Here is an 18,357-nt window from a genome sequence, read left to right as displayed (position 1 = left end):
AGGCGTTATTTTACCTGGGCTATAGCCTCTTATTCTGGCTACAGTTATTCTGGCGATGCTTCCAGTTGCGGGCAACCATTCCGGGAGAGGTCCTCTCTCCTTTTCTTAGGCAATGAAAAAACATGCACGATTATTGCATGCAGACAAGTGCGTATATTAAGCCCGCTTGTTAACGGGCATTTGAGAAGGAATAAGAGATATGACCGCCTTTGGTAAAAAATGGTTAACAGGTCTGGTTACGGGTGCGTTGATGGCCGTCTCTGCCGGTTCACTCGCAGCGGAACAGAAAACCCTACATGTTTATAACTGGTCTGATTATATCGCGCCGGACACGGTAGCCGATTTCGAAAAAGAGACCGGTATTAAAGTGGTGTATGACGTTTTTGATTCCAACGAAGTGTTGGAAGGCAAGCTGATGGCAGGCAGCACCGGTTTTGACCTGGTCGTACCGTCGGCGAGTTTCCTTGAGCGGCAGCTGGCTGCCGGCGTTTTCCAGCCGCTGGACAAGAGTAAACTGCCGAACTGGAAAAATCTCGACCCGGAAGTGCTGAAGCTGGTGGCTAAGCATGACCCGGAAAATAAATACGCGATGCCGTATCTGTGGGCGACAACCGGGATCGGCTACAACGTCGATAAAGTGAAAGCCGTGTTGGGTAAAGATGCCCCGCTGGATAGCTGGGATCTGGTCCTCAAGCCTGAGAACCTCGAAAAACTGAAAAGCTGCGGCGTCTCCTTCCTCGATGCACCGGAAGAGATTTTTGCGACGGTCCTGAACTATCTGGGCAAAGATCCTAACAGCACAAAAGCCAATGACTACACCGGGCCGGCAACCGATCTGCTGCTCAAGCTGCGGCCGAATATTCGCTACTTCCACTCCTCGCAATACATCAACGACCTGGCTAACGGCGATATCTGCGTCGCTATCGGCTGGGCGGGTGACGTCTGGCAGGCGGCAAACCGGGCGAAAGAGGCGAAGAATGGCGTGAACGTCTCCTACTTTATCCCGAAAGAAGGGGCGCTGGCCTTCTTTGACGTCTTTGCAATGCCTGCGGACGCCAAGAATAAAGATGAAGCTTATCAGTTCCTTAACTATCTGATGCGTCCGGAAGTTATCGCCAAAATCAGCGACCAGGTGTACTACGCGAACGGTAACAAAGCGTCGACTCCGCTGGTGAGCGAAACGATCCGTAATAACCCGGCTATCTACCCGCCGGCGGATGTGTTTGCCAAGCTGTTCACCCTGAAAGTTCAGGACCCGAAAATCGACCGCGTGCGTACCCGTGCGTGGACGAAAGTGAAAAGCGGCAAATAAAACCTGATGGCCCGGTTCGCCGGGCCTGAACAGATCTTACCTGGCCGGGAGATTGCACTACCCGGTCGGTGTAAACGCTGATGCAACGTGCAGCGAATGTATGCACCAGGATGGTGCGCCTGCACTGTAAAGTAGAATGTATGGCAACCGGGCCATACGGTGGTTAGCTTTTTTGCCGGAGAGCACCCGAGTGAATGACGCAATTTCCCGCCCACAGGCGAAAACCCCCAAAGCGCTGACCCCGCTGCTGGAAATCCGTAATCTGACGAAATCCTTTGATGGCCAACATGCCGTCGATGACGTCAATCTCACCATTTATAAAGGCGAAATTTTCGCACTGCTGGGGGCATCTGGCTGCGGTAAATCAACGCTGCTGCGCATGCTGGCAGGCTTTGAAGAACCGACGGCCGGCCAAATTATGCTTGATGGCGTCGACCTGTCTCGCGTACCGCCTTATCAGCGGCCGATCAATATGATGTTTCAGTCCTACGCCCTGTTCCCCCATATGACGGTGGAGCAGAACATTGCGTTTGGCCTGAAGCAGGACAAACTGCCGAAAACCGAAATCACCAGCAGAGTGCAGGAGATGCTCGCGCTGGTGCATATGCAGGAGTTTGCCAAACGTAAACCGCACCAGCTGTCCGGCGGGCAGCGCCAGCGTGTTGCTCTGGCGCGCAGCCTGGCGAAGCGGCCAAAACTGCTGCTGCTCGACGAACCGATGGGCGCGCTGGATAAAAAACTGCGTGACCGCATGCAGCTGGAAGTGGTGGATATTCTCGAGCGTGTCGGCGCGACCTGCGTGATGGTGACTCACGATCAGGAAGAGGCGATGACCATGGCCGGGCGTATCGCTATTATGAACCGCGGTAAGTTCGTGCAAATCGGCGAGCCGGAAGAGATCTATGAACATCCGACAACCCGCTATAGCGCGGAGTTTATCGGTTCGGTCAACGTGTTTGAAGGACTGGTGAAAGAGCGGCTGGAAGATGGCCTGGTGTTGAACTCGCCGGGGCTGACTCATCCGCTGAAGGTCGATCCTGATGCGTCGGTTATTGATAATGTTCCGGTGTGGGTGGCCCTGCGTCCGGAAAAAATCATGCTCTGCGATGAGCCGCCGGCGGATGGCTATAACTTCGCAGTGGGGGAGGTGATTTATATTGCCTACCTCGGCGATCTCTCTATCTACCACGTACGCCTGAAAAGCGGGCAGATGATCAGCGCGCAGTTGCAGAATGAACACCGTCATCGTAAAGGGTCGCCGACCTGGGGTGATGAAGTTCGTTTGTGCTGGGATGCCGACAGCTGCGTTGTTCTGACGGTGTAAGGAGAGGGCGATGAGTACATTAGAACCACCGGCCGGGGAGAAAAAACCGGGCGGTTTTGCGCTCTGGCTCGCGCGTCTGCAGATGGCCCATGGCCGCAAGCTGGTGATCGCGCTGCCGTATCTGTGGCTGATCCTGCTGTTTCTGCTGCCGTTCCTGATCGTATTTAAAATCAGCCTCGCGGAGATGGCGCGGGCGATCCCGCCCTACACCGATCTGTGGGAGTGGGCGGAAGGCCAGCTGACGTTAACGCTGAACCTCGGCAACTTCCTGCAACTGACTGACGATCCGCTCTATTTCGAAGCCTATTTGCAGTCGCTGCAGGTGGCGGGCATCTCGACGTTCTGCTGTCTGTTACTGGGCTATCCGCTGGCATGGGCGGTGGCGCACAGCAAACCGTCCACGCGAAATATTCTGCTGCTGCTGGTGATCCTGCCGTCGTGGACCTCATTCCTGATCCGCGTGTATGCGTGGATGGGGCTGTTGAAAAGCAACGGCGTGCTGAATAATTTTCTGCTGTGGCTTGGGGTTATCGATCAGCCTCTGGAGATCCTGCATACCAACCTCGCGGTGTACATCGGCATTGTTTACGCCTATCTGCCGTTTATGGTGCTGCCTATTTATACCGCGTTGACGCGTATCGACTACTCGCTGGTGGAGGCTTCGCTGGATCTGGGGGCGCGACCGCTGAAAACTTTCTTCCAGGTGATCGTCCCGCTGACCAAAGGTGGAATTATCGCCGGGTCGATGCTGGTGTTTATCCCGGCGGTAGGAGAGTTTGTGATCCCGGAACTGTTAGGCGGGCCGGACAGTATTATGATCGGGCGCGTCCTGTGGCAGGAGTTCTTTAATAACCGCGACTGGCCGGTGGCCTCGGCGGTGGCGATTGTGATGTTGCTGCTGTTGATCGTGCCGATCATGTGGTTCCACAAGCATCAGCAAAAACAGATAGGGGAACACGGATGAATGATTTGCCGGTAGTACGTTCGCCATGGCGAATTTTAATCCTCGTGATCGGCTTTACGTTTTTGTATGCCCCGATGTTGATGCTGGTTATCTACTCATTCAACAGTTCGAAGCTGGTGACGGTGTGGGCCGGGTGGTCAACGCGCTGGTACAGCGAGCTGTTCCATGATGATGCGATGATGAGCGCCGTCGGGCTGAGTCTGACCATCGCCACCTGTGCGGCAACGGCGGCGGTGGTGCTGGGCACCATTGCGGCCGTGGTGATGGTGCGTTTTGGCCGCTTCCGTGGATCAACCGGCTTTGCGTTTATGATTACCGCACCGCTGGTTATGCCGGATGTGATCACCGGACTGTCGCTGCTGCTGCTGTTTGTGGCGCTGGGGCACGCTATCGGCTGGCCTTCGGATCGCGGGATGCTGACCATCTGGCTGGCGCACGTGACCTTCTGTACCGCCTACGTGGCGGTGGTCATTTCGTCACGGCTGCGTGAACTGGACCACTCTATCGAAGAAGCGGCGATGGATTTGGGCGCGCCGCCGCTGAAGGTCTTTTTCATCATCACGCTGCCGATGATTATGCCGGCGGTGATCTCCGGCTGGTTGCTGGCCTTTACCTTGTCGCTGGACGATCTGGTTATTGCCAGCTTCGTCTCCGGTCCGGGAGCCACCACCTTACCAATGCTGGTCTTCTCCAGCGTGCGGATGGGGGTGAACCCGGAAATCAACGCCCTGGCGACGTTAATCCTCGCGGTGGTTGGGGTTGTTGGTTTTATCGCCTGGTATTTGATGGCCCGCGCAGAAAAGCAGCGAGTACGCGATATCCAGCGTGCAAGACGCAGCTGAACCCCCTAAAATCTACGGTAAAACTGGTATCGGCGTCGTGATAGTGCGACGCCGTTTTCATGGAAGACGTTTCCGTTGGGATTGTTTACTAAAGCACGTTCCTCTCATGCACGCCTGAACGTTCCTGCCCTGGTGCAGGTGGCGGCGTTCGCCATTATTTTGATTCGTGGCGTTGACCTGCTGATGATCTTCAACCAACTGGGGGTCAGCGGCATCGAAGAGTTTATTCGCCGCAGCGTCCAGACCTGGAACCTGACGCTGGTGTTTCTCTCCAGCCTGCTGCTGGTGTTCATTGAGATATGGTGCGCCTTCTCGCTGGTGAAGGGGCGCAATCTGGCGCGCTGGATCTTCCTGCTGACGCAAATCATTGTCACCGGCTACCTGTGGGCGGCTTCGCTGGGGTATGGCTATCCGGAGCTGTTCAGTATTGCCGGCGAGTCAAAGCGGGAAATATTCCGTTCTCTGGTGATGCAGAAACTGCCTGATTACCTGGTATTGCTGCTGCTGTTTGTCCCGACTTCGTGCCGACGGTTTTTCCGACTACAATAACGATGATACAATCCCCGCCCCTGTTTTTTTGAAGGTCTTTTTATGCACTGCGCACTCTATGACGCGGGCCGCTGTCGCTCCTGTCAGTGGCTGGAACTGCCGTTAACACAACAACTCGCCAGTAAAATGGCCGACCTCAGGACGTTGTTAGCGGACTTCCCGGTGGCGCAATGGGATATGCCGGTTTCCGGCCCGGAGGCCGGTTTTCGCAACAAAGCCAAAATGGTGGTCAGCGGCAGCGTTGAACGCCCGCTGCTGGGCATGTTGCACCGCGACGGCACGCCCGAAGACCTGACCGACTGCCCGCTCTATCCGCCCCATTTTGCGCCGGTGTTTAGTGTATTAAAGCCGTTTATTGCCCGGGCCGGGTTAACGCCCTACAACGTCGCCCGCAAGCGTGGCGAGCTGAAGTATCTGCTGCTGACCGAAAGCCAGCTGGATGGCGGAATGATGCTGCGTTTTGTCCTGCGTTCGACGGCAAAACTGGAGCAGCTTCGCGCCGCGCTACCCTGGCTGCAGGCGCAGCTGCCGCAGCTGAAGGTGATTACCGCCAATATTCAGCCGGTGCATATGGCCATTATGGAAGGCGAGCAGGAAATTCTGCTCGGCGAGCAGCCCGCACTGGCGGAAAACTTTAACGGCGTTCCGCTGTGGATCCGCCCGCAGAGCTTCTTTCAAACCAATCCGGCCGTTGCCAGCCAGCTGTATGCCACCGCCCGTGACTGGGTGCGCCAGCTGCCGGTGAAGCATATGTGGGATCTGTTCTGCGGCGTGGGCGGCTTTGGCCTGCACTGTGCTACGGCGCAAATGCGGCTGACGGGCATTGAAATTGCGCCGGAGGCCATTGCCAGCGCGCAGCAATCTGCCGCTGAACTGGGGCTGACTAACCTCCATTTTCAGGCGCTGGACTCGACGCAGTTTGCCACCGCCGAGGGCGATATTCCGGATCTGGTGCTGGTGAACCCGCCACGTCGCGGTATCGGCAGCGAGCTGTGCGACTATTTAGGCCGGATGGCGCCTCCGTATATTATCTACTCCAGCTGCAACGCCCGGACGATGGCGAAAGACTTCGCGCTGCTGCCCGGTTATCGGGTTGAGCGGGTGCAGCTGTTCGATATGTTCCCCCACACCGCACACTATGAAGTGCTGACGCTACTGATCCGCGAAGTTTAAACAAAATGTGAACTCTCCTGCAGGCGTAAATCGAGTAAGCTTGGCGAATAACGAGTGAGATGAGCGGAGCGAGACGATGGCAAAGAAAATTCTGTTGGTCGAAGATGACGACGATATCGCCACTTTGCTGCGCCTGAATTTGCAGGATGAAGGGTTTCAGATTGTCCACGAGGCCGATGGCGCTCAGGCGCTGGTGCAGCTCGAAAAAGGCAGCTGGGATGCAGTGATCCTTGACCTGATGCTGCCCCATGTCGACGGTCTGGAGATCTGCCGCCGCATTCGCCAGATGACCCGCTACCTGCCGGTGATTATCATCAGCGCCCGCGCCAGTGAGACCCACCGCGTGCTGGGGCTGGAGATGGGGGCGGACGACTACCTGGCCAAGCCGTTTTCAATCATCGAACTGGTGGCGCGAGTTAAGGCACTGTTTCGCCGTCAGGAGGCGATGGGACAGAATCTGCTGATGGACGCCGGGCGCATTGAGTGCCACGGCCTGAGCATCGATCCGCTGGCGCGGGAGGTCAGGCTACGTGGAGAACCGGTAGACTTAACCCCGCGCGAATTCGACCTGCTGTACTACTTCGCCCGCCACCCCGGCGAGGTTTTTTCCCGTCTGGCCCTGCTCGATCACGTATGGGGTTATCAGCACGAAGGCTATGAGCATACGGTCAATACCCACATCAACCGCCTGCGCAGCAAAATCGAACACGATCCGGCCGAGCCGGAAATTATTCTGACGGTTTGGGGCAAGGGCTATAAATTTGCGCCGGCTCGTCAAGGAGCGGGGCAATGATGCGTCGACTGAGCCTGAGTCAGCGCCTGGCACTGGTTTTTACCTCGCTGCTGTTGCTGTGTGCCGCGGCGGTCTGCGTGGTGCAGTTGTACAGCAGTGCGCAATACGGTAATGCGATGGTGCAGCGGCTTTCCGCAGGACTGGCCCAGCAAATCGTGGCCCGCGAACCACTTCTCGATGCGCAGGGGCAGGTCAACCGTCAGGCGCTGAAGCCGCTTTTTGACCGGCTGATGGTTTTTAACCCCAGCGTAGAGCTGTACCTGATTTCTGCCGACGGTGAACTGCTGGCCGATGCCGCGCCTCCCGGCCATATCAAACGCCAGCGAGTGGCGATCGAACCGATACAGGCGTTTCTGTCCGGCGGTACCTGGCCGGTGTACGGCGACGACCCGCGCAGCCCGGATCAGCAGAAAGTCTTCAGCGTTGCGCCGCTGAACGTTGACGGTCAGCTTCGCGGCTATCTCTATATCATTCTGCAAGGGGAAACCTTTAACGAACTGGCAGCCAACGCCTGGCAGAAGACGCTGGGCAGCCTGCTGATCTGGACCTTGCTGCTGGTGGCGCTGTTTGGCCTGCTGGCCGGCGGCCTTGCCTGGTACTGGGTCACGCGTCCGGTGCGTCAGCTCACCGCCCAGGTGGTCATCCCTGAAGAAGACAGCATCGGGGCGATCAAATTGCTGGCGGCGCAAACCCCCGATCCGCATCCGGGAAATGAAGTGGCGATTTTGCATAACCGCTTTATCGACCTTGCCCGACAGATCGCCGGGCAGTGGGATCGTCTGGCCGACAGCGATCGCCAGCGTCGTGAGTTTGTGGCTAATATCTCCCACGACCTGCGGACGCCGCTGACGTCGCTGCTGGGATACCTTGAGACCCTGACGCTGAAAGCCGACCGGCTCAGCGCGGAAGAGCGTCGGCGTTACCTCGATATCGCGCTGCGCCAGGGAAATAAAGTCCGCTATCTCTCGTCACAGCTGTTTGAGCTGGCGCGGCTGGAACACGGCGGCATCAAACCGCAGCCGGAGAAATTTTACCTGGCAGAGCTGGTCCAGGACGTGGCGCAGAAGTTCGATCTGTCGATTGCTACCCGCAATATTCGTCTGCAGCTGGGGCTGGCCAGCGGTTTGCCGCCGGTGGTCGCGGATTTGTCGATGATGGAACGGGTGTTGACCAACCTGCTGGATAACGCTATTCGCCACACCCCGGACGGGGGCAGCATTAGCCTGACGGCGCGCCAGCAGGGTACGGAAATGGTGGTGGAAGTGACGGACAGCGGGCCGGGCGTTGCCGGTGAGCTACGGGCCACATTGTTTGAACGGCCTTCGGTGCTGGAACCCGGGCAGAGTCGCGGAACGCGAGGCGGGTTAGGGCTGATGATTGTCCGGCGCATGCTGCAACTGCACGGCGGCGATATTCATCTGTTGGAGGTCACGACAGGGGCCAGCTTCCGCTTCACCCTGCCGCTGCGTCAGTAGCAGGGAGATTTCCCCGCGCGCGACGTAACGGGCTACAGCAGTAGCCCGTCCGACGGCAGATTATTCCGGGAACCACTGGTTGCTGATTTTCTGATAGGTACCGTCGGCTTTAATCGCTTTCAGCGCGCTGTTCAGTTTCTCCAGCAGGGCCTTGTTATCCGGGCGTACCGCAATGCCGAGACCGGTGCCGAAGTATTGCGGGTCGGTCACTTTTGGCGTTGCCACGCCCAGCTGCGGGTTGGTCTTCAGCCACTCATTAACCACCGCAGTGTCACCGAACACCCCATCGATACGGCCATTTTTCAGGTCGATAATCGCATTCTGATAGCTGTCATAGGCGACGGTTTTGACTTCCGGATGTTTGTCCTGCAGGTATTTCTGGTGCGTGGTGCCGTTCTCCATACCAATACGTTTGCCTTTCAGGTCAGCAAAGGAGTGGTAGGCATCTTTTTTGGCGATAACCAGCGCCGAGTTGGCGTAGTACGGCTCGGTAAATGCCACCTGCTTGCTACGCTCCGGGGTAATGTCCATGCCGGAAATCACCGCGTCATATTTTTTAAATTTCAGCGCCGGGATCAGGCTATCGAACGCATGGTTGGTAAAGGTGCAGTCGGCCTGCATCTGCTTGCACAGCGCTTTCGCCAGGTCGAGATCGAAACCGACGATCTGATTATTGGCATCCATGGATTCAAACGGCGGATAGGTGGCGGATACGCCAAAGCTGATTTTTTCCGCGGCAGCGGCGCCAAAGGCGAAAGAGGAAAGCAGTGCAGCCAAAACTAACTTTTTCATCGTGGAACTCCCGTCGGTCAATCTTATGATGTTGTGCCGTGTCTGCGGCTGATTTTCACAATGCCATTAAATGAATTTATATTCAATAATTATGTATAATTATTTTTTATGAGATATAAAAAACGGGCAGTGATGAGACTGACCCGTTTTTAAGTATATTAATTATGCATTGATGAACGGCGGTGAACCCGCCGTTCGGATGCCCTTAGCGCCGGGCATTAATTACGCCGTTCAAAGGCCAGCGCTTTGCGTTCCAGCAGTCGCATCATCAGGGTCAGCAGACCGTTGACGACGAGATAGACAATACCGGCCGCGCCGAACACCATCACATCGTAGGTCCGTCCGTACAGCAGCTGACCGTGGCCCATCACTTCCATTAAGGTAATGGTGTACGCCAGCGAGGTGCTTTTGAAAACCAGCACGACTTCGTTGGAATACGAGGACAGCGCGCGTTTAAACGCGTATGGCAGCAGGATCGCCAGGGTGTCTTTCTTGCTCATGCCCAACGCGCTGCAGGATTGCCACTGGCCGTCAGGAATCGCGCGAATCGCGCCATAAAACAGCTGGGTGGTATAAGCCGCGCTGTTGAGGGACAGAGCAATCAGCGCGCATAGCCACGGTTCAGAAATCAGATGCCACAGTACCGGGTAGTTCTGCAATGACGGGAACTGCCCTGGGCCGTAGTAAATCAGGAAGATCTGCACCAGCAGCGGCGTACCGGTAAACAACGTGATGTAAGCGCGGACGATCCACACCAGCACCGGCGTTTTCAGCGTCAGCACGATGGTGAAGATCAGCGACAGGATCAGCGCCACGACGATGGAGGCCACCGTCAGCGTCAGGCTGGTATGCAGCCCTTTCAGCAGTTCGGGTAAATAATCAAGCATCAGCCTGGTCTCCGTTCGAAACGCGTCGCACGTTGGTCAATACGTTTGAGAATGTACTGACTGAGCAGGGTGATAACCAGATAGATGGCCGCCGCGATGATATACCAGTTGAAAGGCTCCTGGGTGCGGGTGGCAATACTTTTGGTTTGCAGCATCAGATCGTTCACGCTGATTAAGCTCACCAGCGCGGTATCTTTCAGCAGCACCAGCCACTGGTTGCCCAGACCCGGCAGCGCATGGCGCCACATCTGCGGCATCACCAGACGGAAGAAGATTGCCCCTTTGGACAACCCCAGCGCCTGGCCAGACTCCCATTGTCCCTGAGGGACCGCTTTCAGCGCGCCGCGCAGGGTTTGCGAAGCGTAAGCCGCGTACAGCAAGGAGAGGGCAATGGCACCGCAGAGGAACGGACTGACGTCGAAGTTCTCAATCTGCATCTGCACCGGGATCTGCACGAACCCGAGATTGATCGTAAAGCCGTCAGACAGGGTGAGCAGCAGCTGCGAAGAACCGAAATAGATGAACAGGACCACCAGAATTTCCGGTAGTCCGCGCAGGACGGTGACCACGCCGGTTGCGAGCCATGCCAGCGGGCGCCATTTCACTGACTCCAGCACGGCAAACAGCATCGCCAGCACGAGGCCGATGATGAGCGCGCAGACGGCAAGGCCGACGGTCATCCCGGCGGCACTTGCTAATGGAAAAATTTCATTCATTTAGCGTTACTTCTGAAACCATTTGCTATAGATGGTCTGGTAAGTCCCATCTTTTTTCACTTTTTCCAGCGCAGCGTTAAATTTCTGCTGCAGCTCGGTATTGCCCTGGCGAAGCGCGATGCCGAGGCCGGTACCGAAGTAGTCTTTATCGGTGACCTTATCACCCACCGCGGCCAGCTTCGGATTGCTCTTCAGCCACTCGGTGACGACGGCGTTGTCGCCAAACACTGCGTCAATACGGCCATTTTGCAGATCCAGCTTGGCATTCTGGTAGCTGTCGTACGGCACGGTGGTGATTTCCGGGTGTTTGTCGTTAATGAATTTCTGGTGGGTGGTGCCGTTCTGCACGCCGACTTTCTTGCCTTTCAGCTGGTCGATGCTGGTAAATTTACCCTGCTGGCCGACGAACAGCGCAGAGTTTTCATAGTAAGGGGTGGTGAACAGCACCTGTTTTTCACGCTCAGGCGTGATATCCATCCCGGCCATAACCGCGTCGAAACGACGGAACTTAAGGCTTGGGATCAGGCTGTCGAACGCCTGGTTGGTAAAGGTACAGGTGGCGTCAATTTCTTTACACAGCGCGTTTGCCAGATCGACGTCAAAGCCGACAATTTTATTGTTGGCATCGATCGCTTCAAACGGAGGGTAGGACGCCTCGGTGGCGAAACGAATGGTCTGGGCGGCAGTAGCTGAAAGGCTCATGCTTGCCAGGATCGCGGCAATCAGTACTTTTTTCATCGTCATTTCCCCGAAAAACATCAATGTGAAAGATAGTTTTTAAACGCGTCGGTCTGCGGATGCGTAAAGCAGCTGGCATCCCCTTGTTCAACGATATGGCCATTTTCCATGTACACCACCCGGCTCGCGGTCTTACGCGCCACTTCCACTTCGTGGGTGACGATAACCTGGGTAATGCCGGTGCCGGCCAGCTCACGAATAATGCTGACGATCTGGGCGGTGATTTCCGGATCGAGTGCCGCCGTTGGTTCGTCAAACAGCAGAACCTGAGGTTCCATCATCAGCGCTCGCGCAATGGCGACGCGCTGCTGCTGCCCACCGGAGAGATGCAGCGGGTAGCGATCGCTGTAAGGTTTGAGGCGAAGACGTTCCAGCAGCTTCTCGGCGCGAGCCAGAGCCTGATCTTTGCTTAAGCCCAGCACGCGGCAGGGGGCTTCGATCAGATTTTGCTGCACGGTCAGGTGCGGCCACAGATTGTACTGTTGGAAGACCATACCGACGTTCTGGCGCAGCTCACGGATGGCTTTGTCAGAAGGCGCTTTAGTAAAGTCAAAGTGGTTTCCGGCGATATGTAATGTACCGGAACGCGGCATTTCCAGCAGGTTGAGTACGCGAAGCAGCGAGCTTTTCCCGGCGCCACTGGGGCCGAGCAGCACCAGCGTTTCCCCCTGCGGGCAATCCAGCGTGATGTCGAACAGCGCCTGATGCGCGCCGTAGAAGCAGTTAATGGCGTTTAGTTTAATACTCATCTGGGCTGTCTGATACAAATAGCTATTGAGGCCGCAAATACTACCTTTGACAGAATAGTTATGCAATATTTATGCGTTAAAAGTTAAATGTAAACCACATTTACCTCTAAACTTAGCACAAAATAGGGGTTAGTGGGGTGGGGAGGAACAAATGTCGGCATAACCTGGAGAAATACCGACATTTTACCGGGGTTATCGTTTCAGCGGCGTGGCTTCCACCCCCTTATCCGCGTTTTTCCAGACTCTGTTGCAGCGATCCGGCCGGAGCATGCGAGTTTATGCCGAGATAGCGCACGTCATCGACGGCCCAGCACTGTCCTTCCTGAATCATCAGCACTTCATCCTGCCAGCTTTGGCTACCCTGTTTTAAATCGACGCGCAGCGGGATATTGCGGGCGTCGCGGTTAGGAATAGTCGAAGCACTGGCTACCGTAGCGCTATCTGCCGGCGTGGCGGAACTTGAGAAGGGATTAGACTGGAGCAGGGAACTGCGCGCCGGGTCCTGACGGGCGCTGTCCAGCAGCTTCGCCAGATCGTCGCTCAGATAAGGACGCAACGCCGTCAGATCGTTATTACGGTGCTGGATCTGATAATCGTAAAATTTCTGTGCCACGGCGTCTGGCCCACCCTCAATGCAGGCGCCGCTACGGGTGCCGTTATCTTTATAGGCTGGTGTCACGGTGGTACAGGCACTCAGCGCGAGCGCGCAAGGGAGAATAAATGCAACGAGTTTGTAGCGCATGATGATTTCCTTATAAGCTCACTACGTTATTAGTTTCTGTTCAAGCATAGCTTACTGTTTCCAGGATGTGCTTGACTCTAAGAGCTCAGATTATGCCTTTGCGGGAAAAGGTAAACCACGGCCAGCGCATTAACATTGACGGATATTTATCTCCGCGATGTGCAATGGTCGGCATGTTTACAGAACATCGCAGAATATTTTTTTTTGCATAAAAGTAAACTGTACGCACGGGTTAAATGCTCAATAATGTATGTTGAAGTTTTCTATGTTTATAGCAATACACATATTTATGTTGGGTTGATAATGATTAAAAATATACTAGCGAATGCTAAGGCTAAACTCTGGGTGAAGTTTTTACCGTATTTCATTAAAAACGATGATAATGCCGGCGATCCGTATGATTACTACGCCGTCTACTTTGCTGACGTTAATCGATGCCGCTACCGCCTGGTCAGGTTTAATGGCCGTCATGTTACCCTCGAATATTTAGATCCCCAGCCAGATGGCTGCGAACTACGAAATAAATTTTCGCTGTCGCAATTGCTGGAGATGGAAAGTGAAATCGTCAGCTATAAAAAATATAGCAAAATAACGCTTAACTCTATATTTGTTTATGCCATTAATCACTATTTACACCTCATCGATATCAAAACGTTTCTCCTGCGCGGGAAAGGCGCGCTGGTCTCCACCTTCTTCAGAGAACGTGAATTAAAAAGTCGGGAACGCGTTTTTTTACTCGGCCTGATCGTCAACGAGTTTGTGAAGCGCCGCCCGTCGAGGCCTGTCGCCGGTCTTACCATTGATGAAGTGATTGAGCTTCTGTATGGCAAGCTGTGGTACAAGCATATCCGCAATGAGCAGTTCAGATATAAAGTCACGCTGCTGATTGAATCCCTGGTGCTGTCAGGGGATCTGGCGGTTGAAAACCAGCGCTATACCGTTCAGGGCAACGCCATCACCACCCTGGTTGAATTTGAAAAAGATGAGCGCCGTTCGCAGCAGCAGGACAAAATGCAGCGCAATATGATCCGTCTGATGCTGGTCATCACCGTCGCCACCGTTTTTATTACCCTGGCATTACTCGGCCTGGCTGGGGTGATTGATTTACATAAAATCTGGCAGGATATTTTGCAGATTAAGCCGGTGCGCTTTTTATTTAAATTGATCTAGCAGGAATAACGCAGAGCCTGGTGCGATGATCGCCCCAGGCTCCGTAGTGAATTAAAACTGATAGCTGTAGTTCATGCTCGCAAACCACAGGTACGGATGGTCATAATCACCGGCAACAATCTCTGGTGTTTTCACATGTCCCGACTGCATATGCAGGTAAGATACCGCCACGCCAATGTTGCTTGATGGGGTAATCTGGTACTGCGCCCCGGTGGCAAAACGCCACTCATCACCCGTCGGTAATGACAGCGCCACATCACTTTGCGAGTTGTAGACCGTACTGTCGAAGCCGACGCCCGCATTCAGACGCCAGAGCGGCGTAGGGCGATATTGAACCCCGAGCGCGGTGTGCCAGGAATCTTTCAGGCGGTTTTGCTTGTCGCTCTGCTGTCCGGCGACGGTAATTTGCGGGCTACCGAACTGGCTCCAGTCCTGCCAGCCTAAATCACCCATCACCGACCACTGATTATTGATGTCATGCACCAGGCTTAACATAATTTGCTGCGGAGCGCGGACCTGGGCCGATATTGGCAGGTCGTACGAGGTATTCGGTAGGTTAGGGAAGCGGGCTTTCCCGTCAATATCAAAGTCGTAGTCGGTCTTGCTGGTCCAGGTGATCCCGGCGCGGGTTTGATCGGTTAACTGCATCAACAGACCGAGGCGATAGCTCATGGCCCAGTCGTAATCTTTGTCTTTCTGATCGCTGCCATCAACGTTACGGGTCAGGGAGAGATAGCCGTAGTTCAGGTTGGCGGAGGCGCCGATAGACAGATGGTCGTTGAGCTTATAGGCCAGCGACGGACTCAGGGTCATCGCCACCATGGTGCTCTTTTTAATCAGGCGGTCGCCGGCCCAGTCGCCAAAATCGATACCTAAGCCGTAGTTGCCGTATAAACCGATGCCGGCATATAAATCATCATTAATTTTTTGCGAATAGAAACCACTGGCATTAGGAAACAGGTTCATCACATTTCCCGGACTGCTTCTGCCATCTTCATCTTTTAGCTGATAGGAAATATCGCCGCCCATCACCTGCATGCCCCCGGTGAACATATGGTCCGGCAGACGGGTCATCCCGGCAGGGTTGGTGACGATAGTGGAGGCATCCTGCGCCCGTGCGGCCTGTCCTGCGCCTGCAAGACCGACATCTTCGGTGCCTATTTCATAAAAATAGAGCGCACTGGCGTGCGAAAAACTGGAACAGAGTAATCCAGAGATAAGTAATGCGACTTTTTTCATTTGCCACCTGCAATGTTGTTAGTTTATGTCTCGTTTTTATACCCGCTAAGTATAGTCAACACCTCTTTCTGCGGAAGAAATTCTTTTGCAAAACAATATTGCCTTCAGCGATATAAGAATAATTTCGTAAATGATTAGAAGTAATGACCTGGGTATGCGAGTGTTTATTGTGCGGAGGCGGTTATTTAATAATAAAATGAAGGGATTGTAAATTTAAATGCTATCTAAAAATAAATCTTGTCAGAACAGTAGGTGGAACATTATCACCGGTCGATGATAATGTTCCTTCAGAGATCAAAACTAATTATTTTTTCTTATAAATATTGGCAGAAACGTGAAGTTTCTTGTCGGTGTTGCCAGAAGACAGAACCACAACATCCGCGCCTTTTTCTTCAGCTTTCTTCAGCAGCTCTGCACGCGCATCGCTCGGAGCGGTCTGGCCTGTAGAGGAAATGGTACCCACTTTCTGATACTGGGTTTGCACTTTCGCGAAATCTTCTTTAGATAAGATTTCTGCAGAGAATGCGTTTGCGGTTAAAAACAATGCTGCACCTGCCACTAAAGCTGCATATTTCATATTTTTTATCTCCATTGTTTAACTTGCTATCATCATGCTCTTGTTTTAACTAACCAATGAGCGCCACCAGATTGAATCAAGTGAATTTTTTTTTCAAGCTAAATACTACAAAAATATGACCTCTAACTTGTGAGCTCATAAGGAAAAGATGAGTTCAGGGCATTGATTTACGTTGCCAATTATGCTGAAAAGTGTTGAGACTCTACTTATGCTCGTTTTTAACGAAAGATAGTATAAATTTATCTTATATAAATTGCCGTATGTAAAACCCAAAAAAAGGTGTCGGAAGACATCGCCGGGGGGATGGTCTATTATGCGGTAAGCCGCATACTGAATCTGAATCGGGCGGTCGCTTGTTGACATGAAGGATCTGATTGATGGCTTTATCTACTGTAAGCGGGGCGTTCGCCTCTTGATGAAACGTTCCGGGCTTATCGCGCTCCTGCTGTTGCTGCTCGCCGGTTGCAGCACTGAGAAAGGGATTATCGACCGCGATGGTTATCAGCTGGATACGCGCCACCCGGCACAGGCCGCTTATCCGCGAGTGAAGGTGCTGGTCATCCATTATACCGCGGATGATTTTGACGTTTCGCTGGCGACCTTAACCGACGAGCAAGTCAGCTCTCATTATTTAATCCCCCAACAGCCACCGCTGTATCAAGGTAAGCCGCGCATCTGGCAGCTGGTACCTGAAGAAGATTTAGCCTGGCATGCGGGAGTGAGTTTCTGGCGTGGCAGCACGCGGATTAACGATACTTCTATTGGCATTGAGCTGGAAAACCGTGGCTGGCAACAGGTCGCCGGGGTGAAAAGCTTTACGCCGTTTAATCCGGCGCAAATTAATGCGCTCGTTCCACTCGCGAAAGACATTATTTCTCGCTATCACATCAGCCCCCAGAATGTGGTTGCCCATGCCGATATTGCCCCGCAACGCAAAGACGATCCCGGGCCGCTGTTCCCGTGGCGGCAGCTGGCGCAGCAGGGGATCGGTGCCTGGCCAGATGCCGACCGGGTGAACTTCTACCTGCACGGCCGTCCGTCAAATGAACCTGTCGATAGCGCCGCACTGCTGGATTTACTGGCCCGTTACGGATACCAGGTGACGCCGGAGATGACACCGGCGCAGCAGCAACGGGTGATTATGGTCTTCCAGATGCATTTCCGCCCGGCCCGCTGGGACGGCGTCGCCGACGCCGAAACCCAGGCTATCGCCGAAGCGCTGCTGGAGAAATACGGTCAGGGATAGGGCGCGGTCAGCGGTGTAATTTGCCGTGGTCTTTGAGCCAGGCTGCGGTACGGACAATCCCGTCATCCAGCGTTACCACCGGCTGATAGCCTAGCTCTTCCTGAGCGCGGGTGATATCCAGGGTAAAATCAAAGTTCAGCTTCGAGACGCCGTAGTGGGTAAAGGCCGGCTCTTTGGCGGACTTATTGCCAAAATGCTCCATGCTGCGGGCGATGATATCCAGCATCGGGTAGGGCACCGAGCGGATCCGGCATTTGATCCCCAGTTCATCAATCAGCTTTTGCACGATGGTATGTAGTGGACGCGGCTCGCCGTTGGTGATGTTCCACGCCCGGGCGGAAGGCAGATGATCGCAGTGCGGTTGGCTGGCAAGCCACATGGCATGCACGGCGTTTTCGTAATAGGTCATATCCACCAGCGCATTGCCGCCCCGTGGCAGCAGCACGCTGCCATAGTGCTGCATCATCTGCGCCAGGCGCGGAATAAACACTTTATCATGGGCGCCAAACAGGCTTTGCGGGCGCAAAATCGTAAACCGGGTGTTGGGGTTGGCCTGCGCCAGCAGGTTGATCACCTCTTCACTGGCGGCTTTGCTGCGGGCAAACTCGTTGGCAAAACGCTGGGGACGAAAGTCTTCTTGTACGGCGCGGTGATGGTGATAGTCGAAGTACAGCGACGGCGAGGAGATATGCACGAAATTGCGTACTCCCCAGGCGACGGCCCATTCTCCAAGGCGGCGGGTGGCCCGAACATTCGCGAGGTCGAAGGCTTGCTGGGTACCCCAGGGCGAGGTAAAGCTTGAGCAGTGCCACAGGGTGTCGATACCGGCGAGCATCACTTTGGCCTGAGAAGAGACCAGCTCGGTTAAATCTGCCGGTACAAACTCGGCGCCCATTTTGCTCAGCAGACGACCCATCGCTTCGTTACGCCCGGTCGCTCTGACGTTGATGCCTTTGTTACGCAGATATTCCACCGCGTTGCGGCCTAATCCGCTGGTCGCACCGGTAACCAGTACCTTCATATCAACCTACTGTCCCAGAAAAGAATTTCGTGCGCATTTTTCCGTGAT

The 18,357-nt window shown here is 54.5% G+C and carries 19 protein-coding genes; 10 read left to right on the top strand and 9 right to left on the bottom strand.

The features are described 5' to 3' along the window. Positions 1–199: 199 nt before the first annotated feature. The 8 genes from potF (at position 200) to ACMYSN_RS06820 (ending at position 8,432) form a co-directional block, all read left to right on the top strand. Complete coding sequence (potF, locus tag ACMYSN_RS06855) at positions 200–1,312, top strand: spermidine/putrescine ABC transporter substrate-binding protein PotF (protein ID WP_123756119.1); 1,113 nt, start codon at positions 200–202, stop codon at positions 1,310–1,312. A 190-nt stretch (positions 1,313–1,502) separates the two neighbouring features. Next, positions 1,503–2,636, top strand: a complete 1,134-nt coding sequence (gene potG / locus ACMYSN_RS06850; RefSeq protein WP_462497488.1) for an ABC transporter ATP-binding protein — start codon at positions 1,503–1,505, stop codon at positions 2,634–2,636. Between the two features lie 10 nt (positions 2,637–2,646). Then, positions 2,647–3,600 (top strand): putrescine ABC transporter permease PotH, encoded by a 954-nt coding sequence (potH, locus tag ACMYSN_RS06845; protein ID WP_462497487.1) that lies wholly within the window; start codon positions 2,647–2,649, stop codon positions 3,598–3,600. Then, positions 3,597–4,442 (top strand): putrescine ABC transporter permease PotI, encoded by an 846-nt coding sequence (gene potI / locus ACMYSN_RS06840; RefSeq protein WP_123756122.1) that lies wholly within the window; start codon positions 3,597–3,599, stop codon positions 4,440–4,442. Before potH ends, potI begins: the two co-directional genes overlap by 4 nt. A 75-nt stretch (positions 4,443–4,517) precedes the next feature. Continuing rightward, positions 4,518–4,991, top strand: coding sequence for a YbjO family protein (locus ACMYSN_RS06835; RefSeq protein ID WP_123756123.1), 474 nt, complete (start codon positions 4,518–4,520; stop codon positions 4,989–4,991). Between the two features lie 42 nt (positions 4,992–5,033). Next, positions 5,034–6,164 carry a class I SAM-dependent methyltransferase gene (gene rlmC, locus ACMYSN_RS06830; protein WP_462497486.1) on the top strand — a complete coding sequence of 377 codons (1,131 nt, stop codon included), beginning with the start codon at positions 5,034–5,036 and terminating at the stop codon, positions 6,162–6,164. 76 nt (positions 6,165–6,240) lie between these two features. Continuing rightward, a complete protein-coding gene (locus ACMYSN_RS06825) occupies positions 6,241–6,957 on the top strand; it encodes a response regulator transcription factor (RefSeq protein WP_462497485.1) in 717 nt (238 codons plus the stop codon). Beyond that, positions 6,954–8,432, top strand: coding sequence for a sensor histidine kinase (locus ACMYSN_RS06820; protein ID WP_462497484.1), 1,479 nt, complete (start codon positions 6,954–6,956; stop codon positions 8,430–8,432). The genes ACMYSN_RS06825 and ACMYSN_RS06820 overlap by 4 nt, the downstream gene beginning before the upstream one ends. A 60-nt stretch (positions 8,433–8,492) precedes the next feature. Here ACMYSN_RS06820 and artJ read toward each other — a convergent pair whose 3' ends face one another. The 6 genes from artJ to ACMYSN_RS06790 all read right to left on the bottom strand — a co-directional run bounded on the left by artJ (position 8,493) and on the right by ACMYSN_RS06790 (position 13,056). Then, positions 8,493–9,224 carry an arginine ABC transporter substrate-binding protein ArtJ gene (gene artJ / locus ACMYSN_RS06815; protein WP_123756127.1) on the bottom strand — a complete coding sequence of 244 codons (732 nt, stop codon included), beginning with the start codon at positions 9,222–9,224 and terminating at the stop codon, positions 8,493–8,495. Positions 9,225–9,442: 218 nt separating this feature from the next. Next, positions 9,443–10,111 carry an arginine ABC transporter permease ArtM gene (artM, locus tag ACMYSN_RS06810; protein ID WP_123756128.1) on the bottom strand — a complete coding sequence of 223 codons (669 nt, stop codon included), beginning with the start codon at positions 10,109–10,111 and terminating at the stop codon, positions 9,443–9,445. Further along, positions 10,111–10,827, bottom strand: a complete 717-nt coding sequence (artQ, locus tag ACMYSN_RS06805; RefSeq protein ID WP_032688654.1) for an arginine ABC transporter permease ArtQ — start codon at positions 10,825–10,827, stop codon at positions 10,111–10,113. Before artQ ends, artM begins: the two co-directional genes overlap by 1 nt. 6 nt (positions 10,828–10,833) lie before the next feature. Then, a complete protein-coding gene (gene artI / locus ACMYSN_RS06800) occupies positions 10,834–11,565 on the bottom strand; it encodes an arginine ABC transporter substrate-binding protein ArtI (RefSeq protein ID WP_462497483.1) in 732 nt (243 codons plus the stop codon). A 20-nt stretch (positions 11,566–11,585) separates the two neighbouring features. Then, a complete protein-coding gene (gene artP, locus ACMYSN_RS06795) occupies positions 11,586–12,314 on the bottom strand; it encodes an arginine ABC transporter ATP-binding protein ArtP (RefSeq protein ID WP_462497482.1) in 729 nt (242 codons plus the stop codon). A 223-nt stretch (positions 12,315–12,537) separates the two neighbouring features. Then, entirely contained in the window at positions 12,538–13,056 is a 519-nt protein-coding gene (locus ACMYSN_RS06790) for a lipoprotein (protein ID WP_123756130.1), read from the bottom strand. 135 nt (positions 13,057–13,191) lie between these two features. Here ACMYSN_RS06790 and ACMYSN_RS06785 point away from each other — a divergent pair, with 135 nt between their 5' ends. Next, a complete protein-coding gene (locus ACMYSN_RS06785; protein WP_462497481.1) occupies positions 13,192–14,226 on the top strand; it encodes a hypothetical protein in 1,035 nt (344 codons plus the stop codon). Between the two features lie 51 nt (positions 14,227–14,277). Here ACMYSN_RS06785 and ACMYSN_RS06780 read toward each other — a convergent pair whose 3' ends face one another. Further along, a complete protein-coding gene (locus ACMYSN_RS06780; protein WP_462497480.1) occupies positions 14,278–15,465 on the bottom strand; it encodes an OmpP1/FadL family transporter in 1,188 nt (395 codons plus the stop codon). A gap of 304 nt (positions 15,466–15,769) precedes the next feature. Then, positions 15,770–16,042 carry a DUF1471 family periplasmic protein YahO gene (gene yahO, locus ACMYSN_RS06775; protein ID WP_004859987.1) on the bottom strand — a complete coding sequence of 91 codons (273 nt, stop codon included), beginning with the start codon at positions 16,040–16,042 and terminating at the stop codon, positions 15,770–15,772. A 415-nt stretch (positions 16,043–16,457) separates the two neighbouring features. Here yahO and ACMYSN_RS06770 point away from each other — a divergent pair, with 415 nt between their 5' ends. After that, positions 16,458–17,288, top strand: coding sequence for an N-acetylmuramoyl-L-alanine amidase (locus ACMYSN_RS06770; protein WP_462498214.1), 831 nt, complete (start codon positions 16,458–16,460; stop codon positions 17,286–17,288). 7 nt (positions 17,289–17,295) lie between these two features. Here ACMYSN_RS06770 and ACMYSN_RS06765 read toward each other — a convergent pair whose 3' ends face one another. After that, positions 17,296–18,309, bottom strand: a complete 1,014-nt coding sequence (locus ACMYSN_RS06765; protein WP_462497479.1) for an NAD-dependent epimerase/dehydratase family protein — start codon at positions 18,307–18,309, stop codon at positions 17,296–17,298. Between the last annotated feature and the right edge of the window lie 48 nt (positions 18,310–18,357).

It is taken from the genome of Klebsiella sp. R445, from assembly GCF_051131755.1.
Classification (GTDB): domain Bacteria; phylum Pseudomonadota; class Gammaproteobacteria; order Enterobacterales; family Enterobacteriaceae; genus Klebsiella; species Klebsiella lignicola.
The sequence above is the reverse complement of the archived record's forward strand: the minus strand, read 5'-3'. Positions and strand labels throughout refer to the sequence as shown.

Excerpts from the sequence above, each read along its gene's own strand:
- potF (WP_123756119.1), top strand. The coding sequence starts at position 200 with ATGACCGCCTTTGGTAAAAAATGGTTAACAGGTCTGGTTACGGGTGCG.
- ACMYSN_RS06780 (WP_462497480.1), bottom strand. The coding sequence starts at position 15,465 with ATGAAAAAAGTCGCATTACTTATCTCTGGATTACTCTGTTCCAGTTTT.
- artJ (WP_123756127.1), bottom strand. The coding sequence starts at position 9,224 with ATGAAAAAGTTAGTTTTGGCTGCACTGCTTTCCTCTTTCGCCTTTGGC.
- potI (WP_123756122.1), top strand. The coding sequence starts at position 3,597 with ATGAATGATTTGCCGGTAGTACGTTCGCCATGGCGAATTTTAATCCTC.
- ACMYSN_RS06790 (WP_123756130.1), bottom strand. The coding sequence starts at position 13,056 with ATGCGCTACAAACTCGTTGCATTTATTCTCCCTTGCGCGCTCGCGCTG.
- artM (WP_123756128.1), bottom strand. The coding sequence starts at position 10,111 with ATGCTTGATTATTTACCCGAACTGCTGAAAGGGCTGCATACCAGCCTG.
- artQ (WP_032688654.1), bottom strand. The coding sequence starts at position 10,827 with ATGAATGAAATTTTTCCATTAGCAAGTGCCGCCGGGATGACCGTCGGC.
- artP (WP_462497482.1), bottom strand. The coding sequence starts at position 12,314 with ATGAGTATTAAACTAAACGCCATTAACTGCTTCTACGGCGCGCATCAG.
- artI (WP_462497483.1), bottom strand. The coding sequence starts at position 11,565 with ATGAAAAAAGTACTGATTGCCGCGATCCTGGCAAGCATGAGCCTTTCA.
- ACMYSN_RS06765 (WP_462497479.1), bottom strand. The coding sequence starts at position 18,309 with ATGAAGGTACTGGTTACCGGTGCGACCAGCGGATTAGGCCGCAACGCG.
- ACMYSN_RS06825 (WP_462497485.1), top strand. The coding sequence starts at position 6,241 with ATGGCAAAGAAAATTCTGTTGGTCGAAGATGACGACGATATCGCCACT.
- ACMYSN_RS06770 (WP_462498214.1), top strand. The coding sequence starts at position 16,458 with ATGAAACGTTCCGGGCTTATCGCGCTCCTGCTGTTGCTGCTCGCCGGT.
- ACMYSN_RS06820 (WP_462497484.1), top strand. The coding sequence starts at position 6,954 with ATGATGCGTCGACTGAGCCTGAGTCAGCGCCTGGCACTGGTTTTTACC.
- yahO (WP_004859987.1), bottom strand. The coding sequence starts at position 16,042 with ATGAAATATGCAGCTTTAGTGGCAGGTGCAGCATTGTTTTTAACCGCA.
- potH (WP_462497487.1), top strand. The coding sequence starts at position 2,647 with ATGAGTACATTAGAACCACCGGCCGGGGAGAAAAAACCGGGCGGTTTT.
- rlmC (WP_462497486.1), top strand. The coding sequence starts at position 5,034 with ATGCACTGCGCACTCTATGACGCGGGCCGCTGTCGCTCCTGTCAGTGG.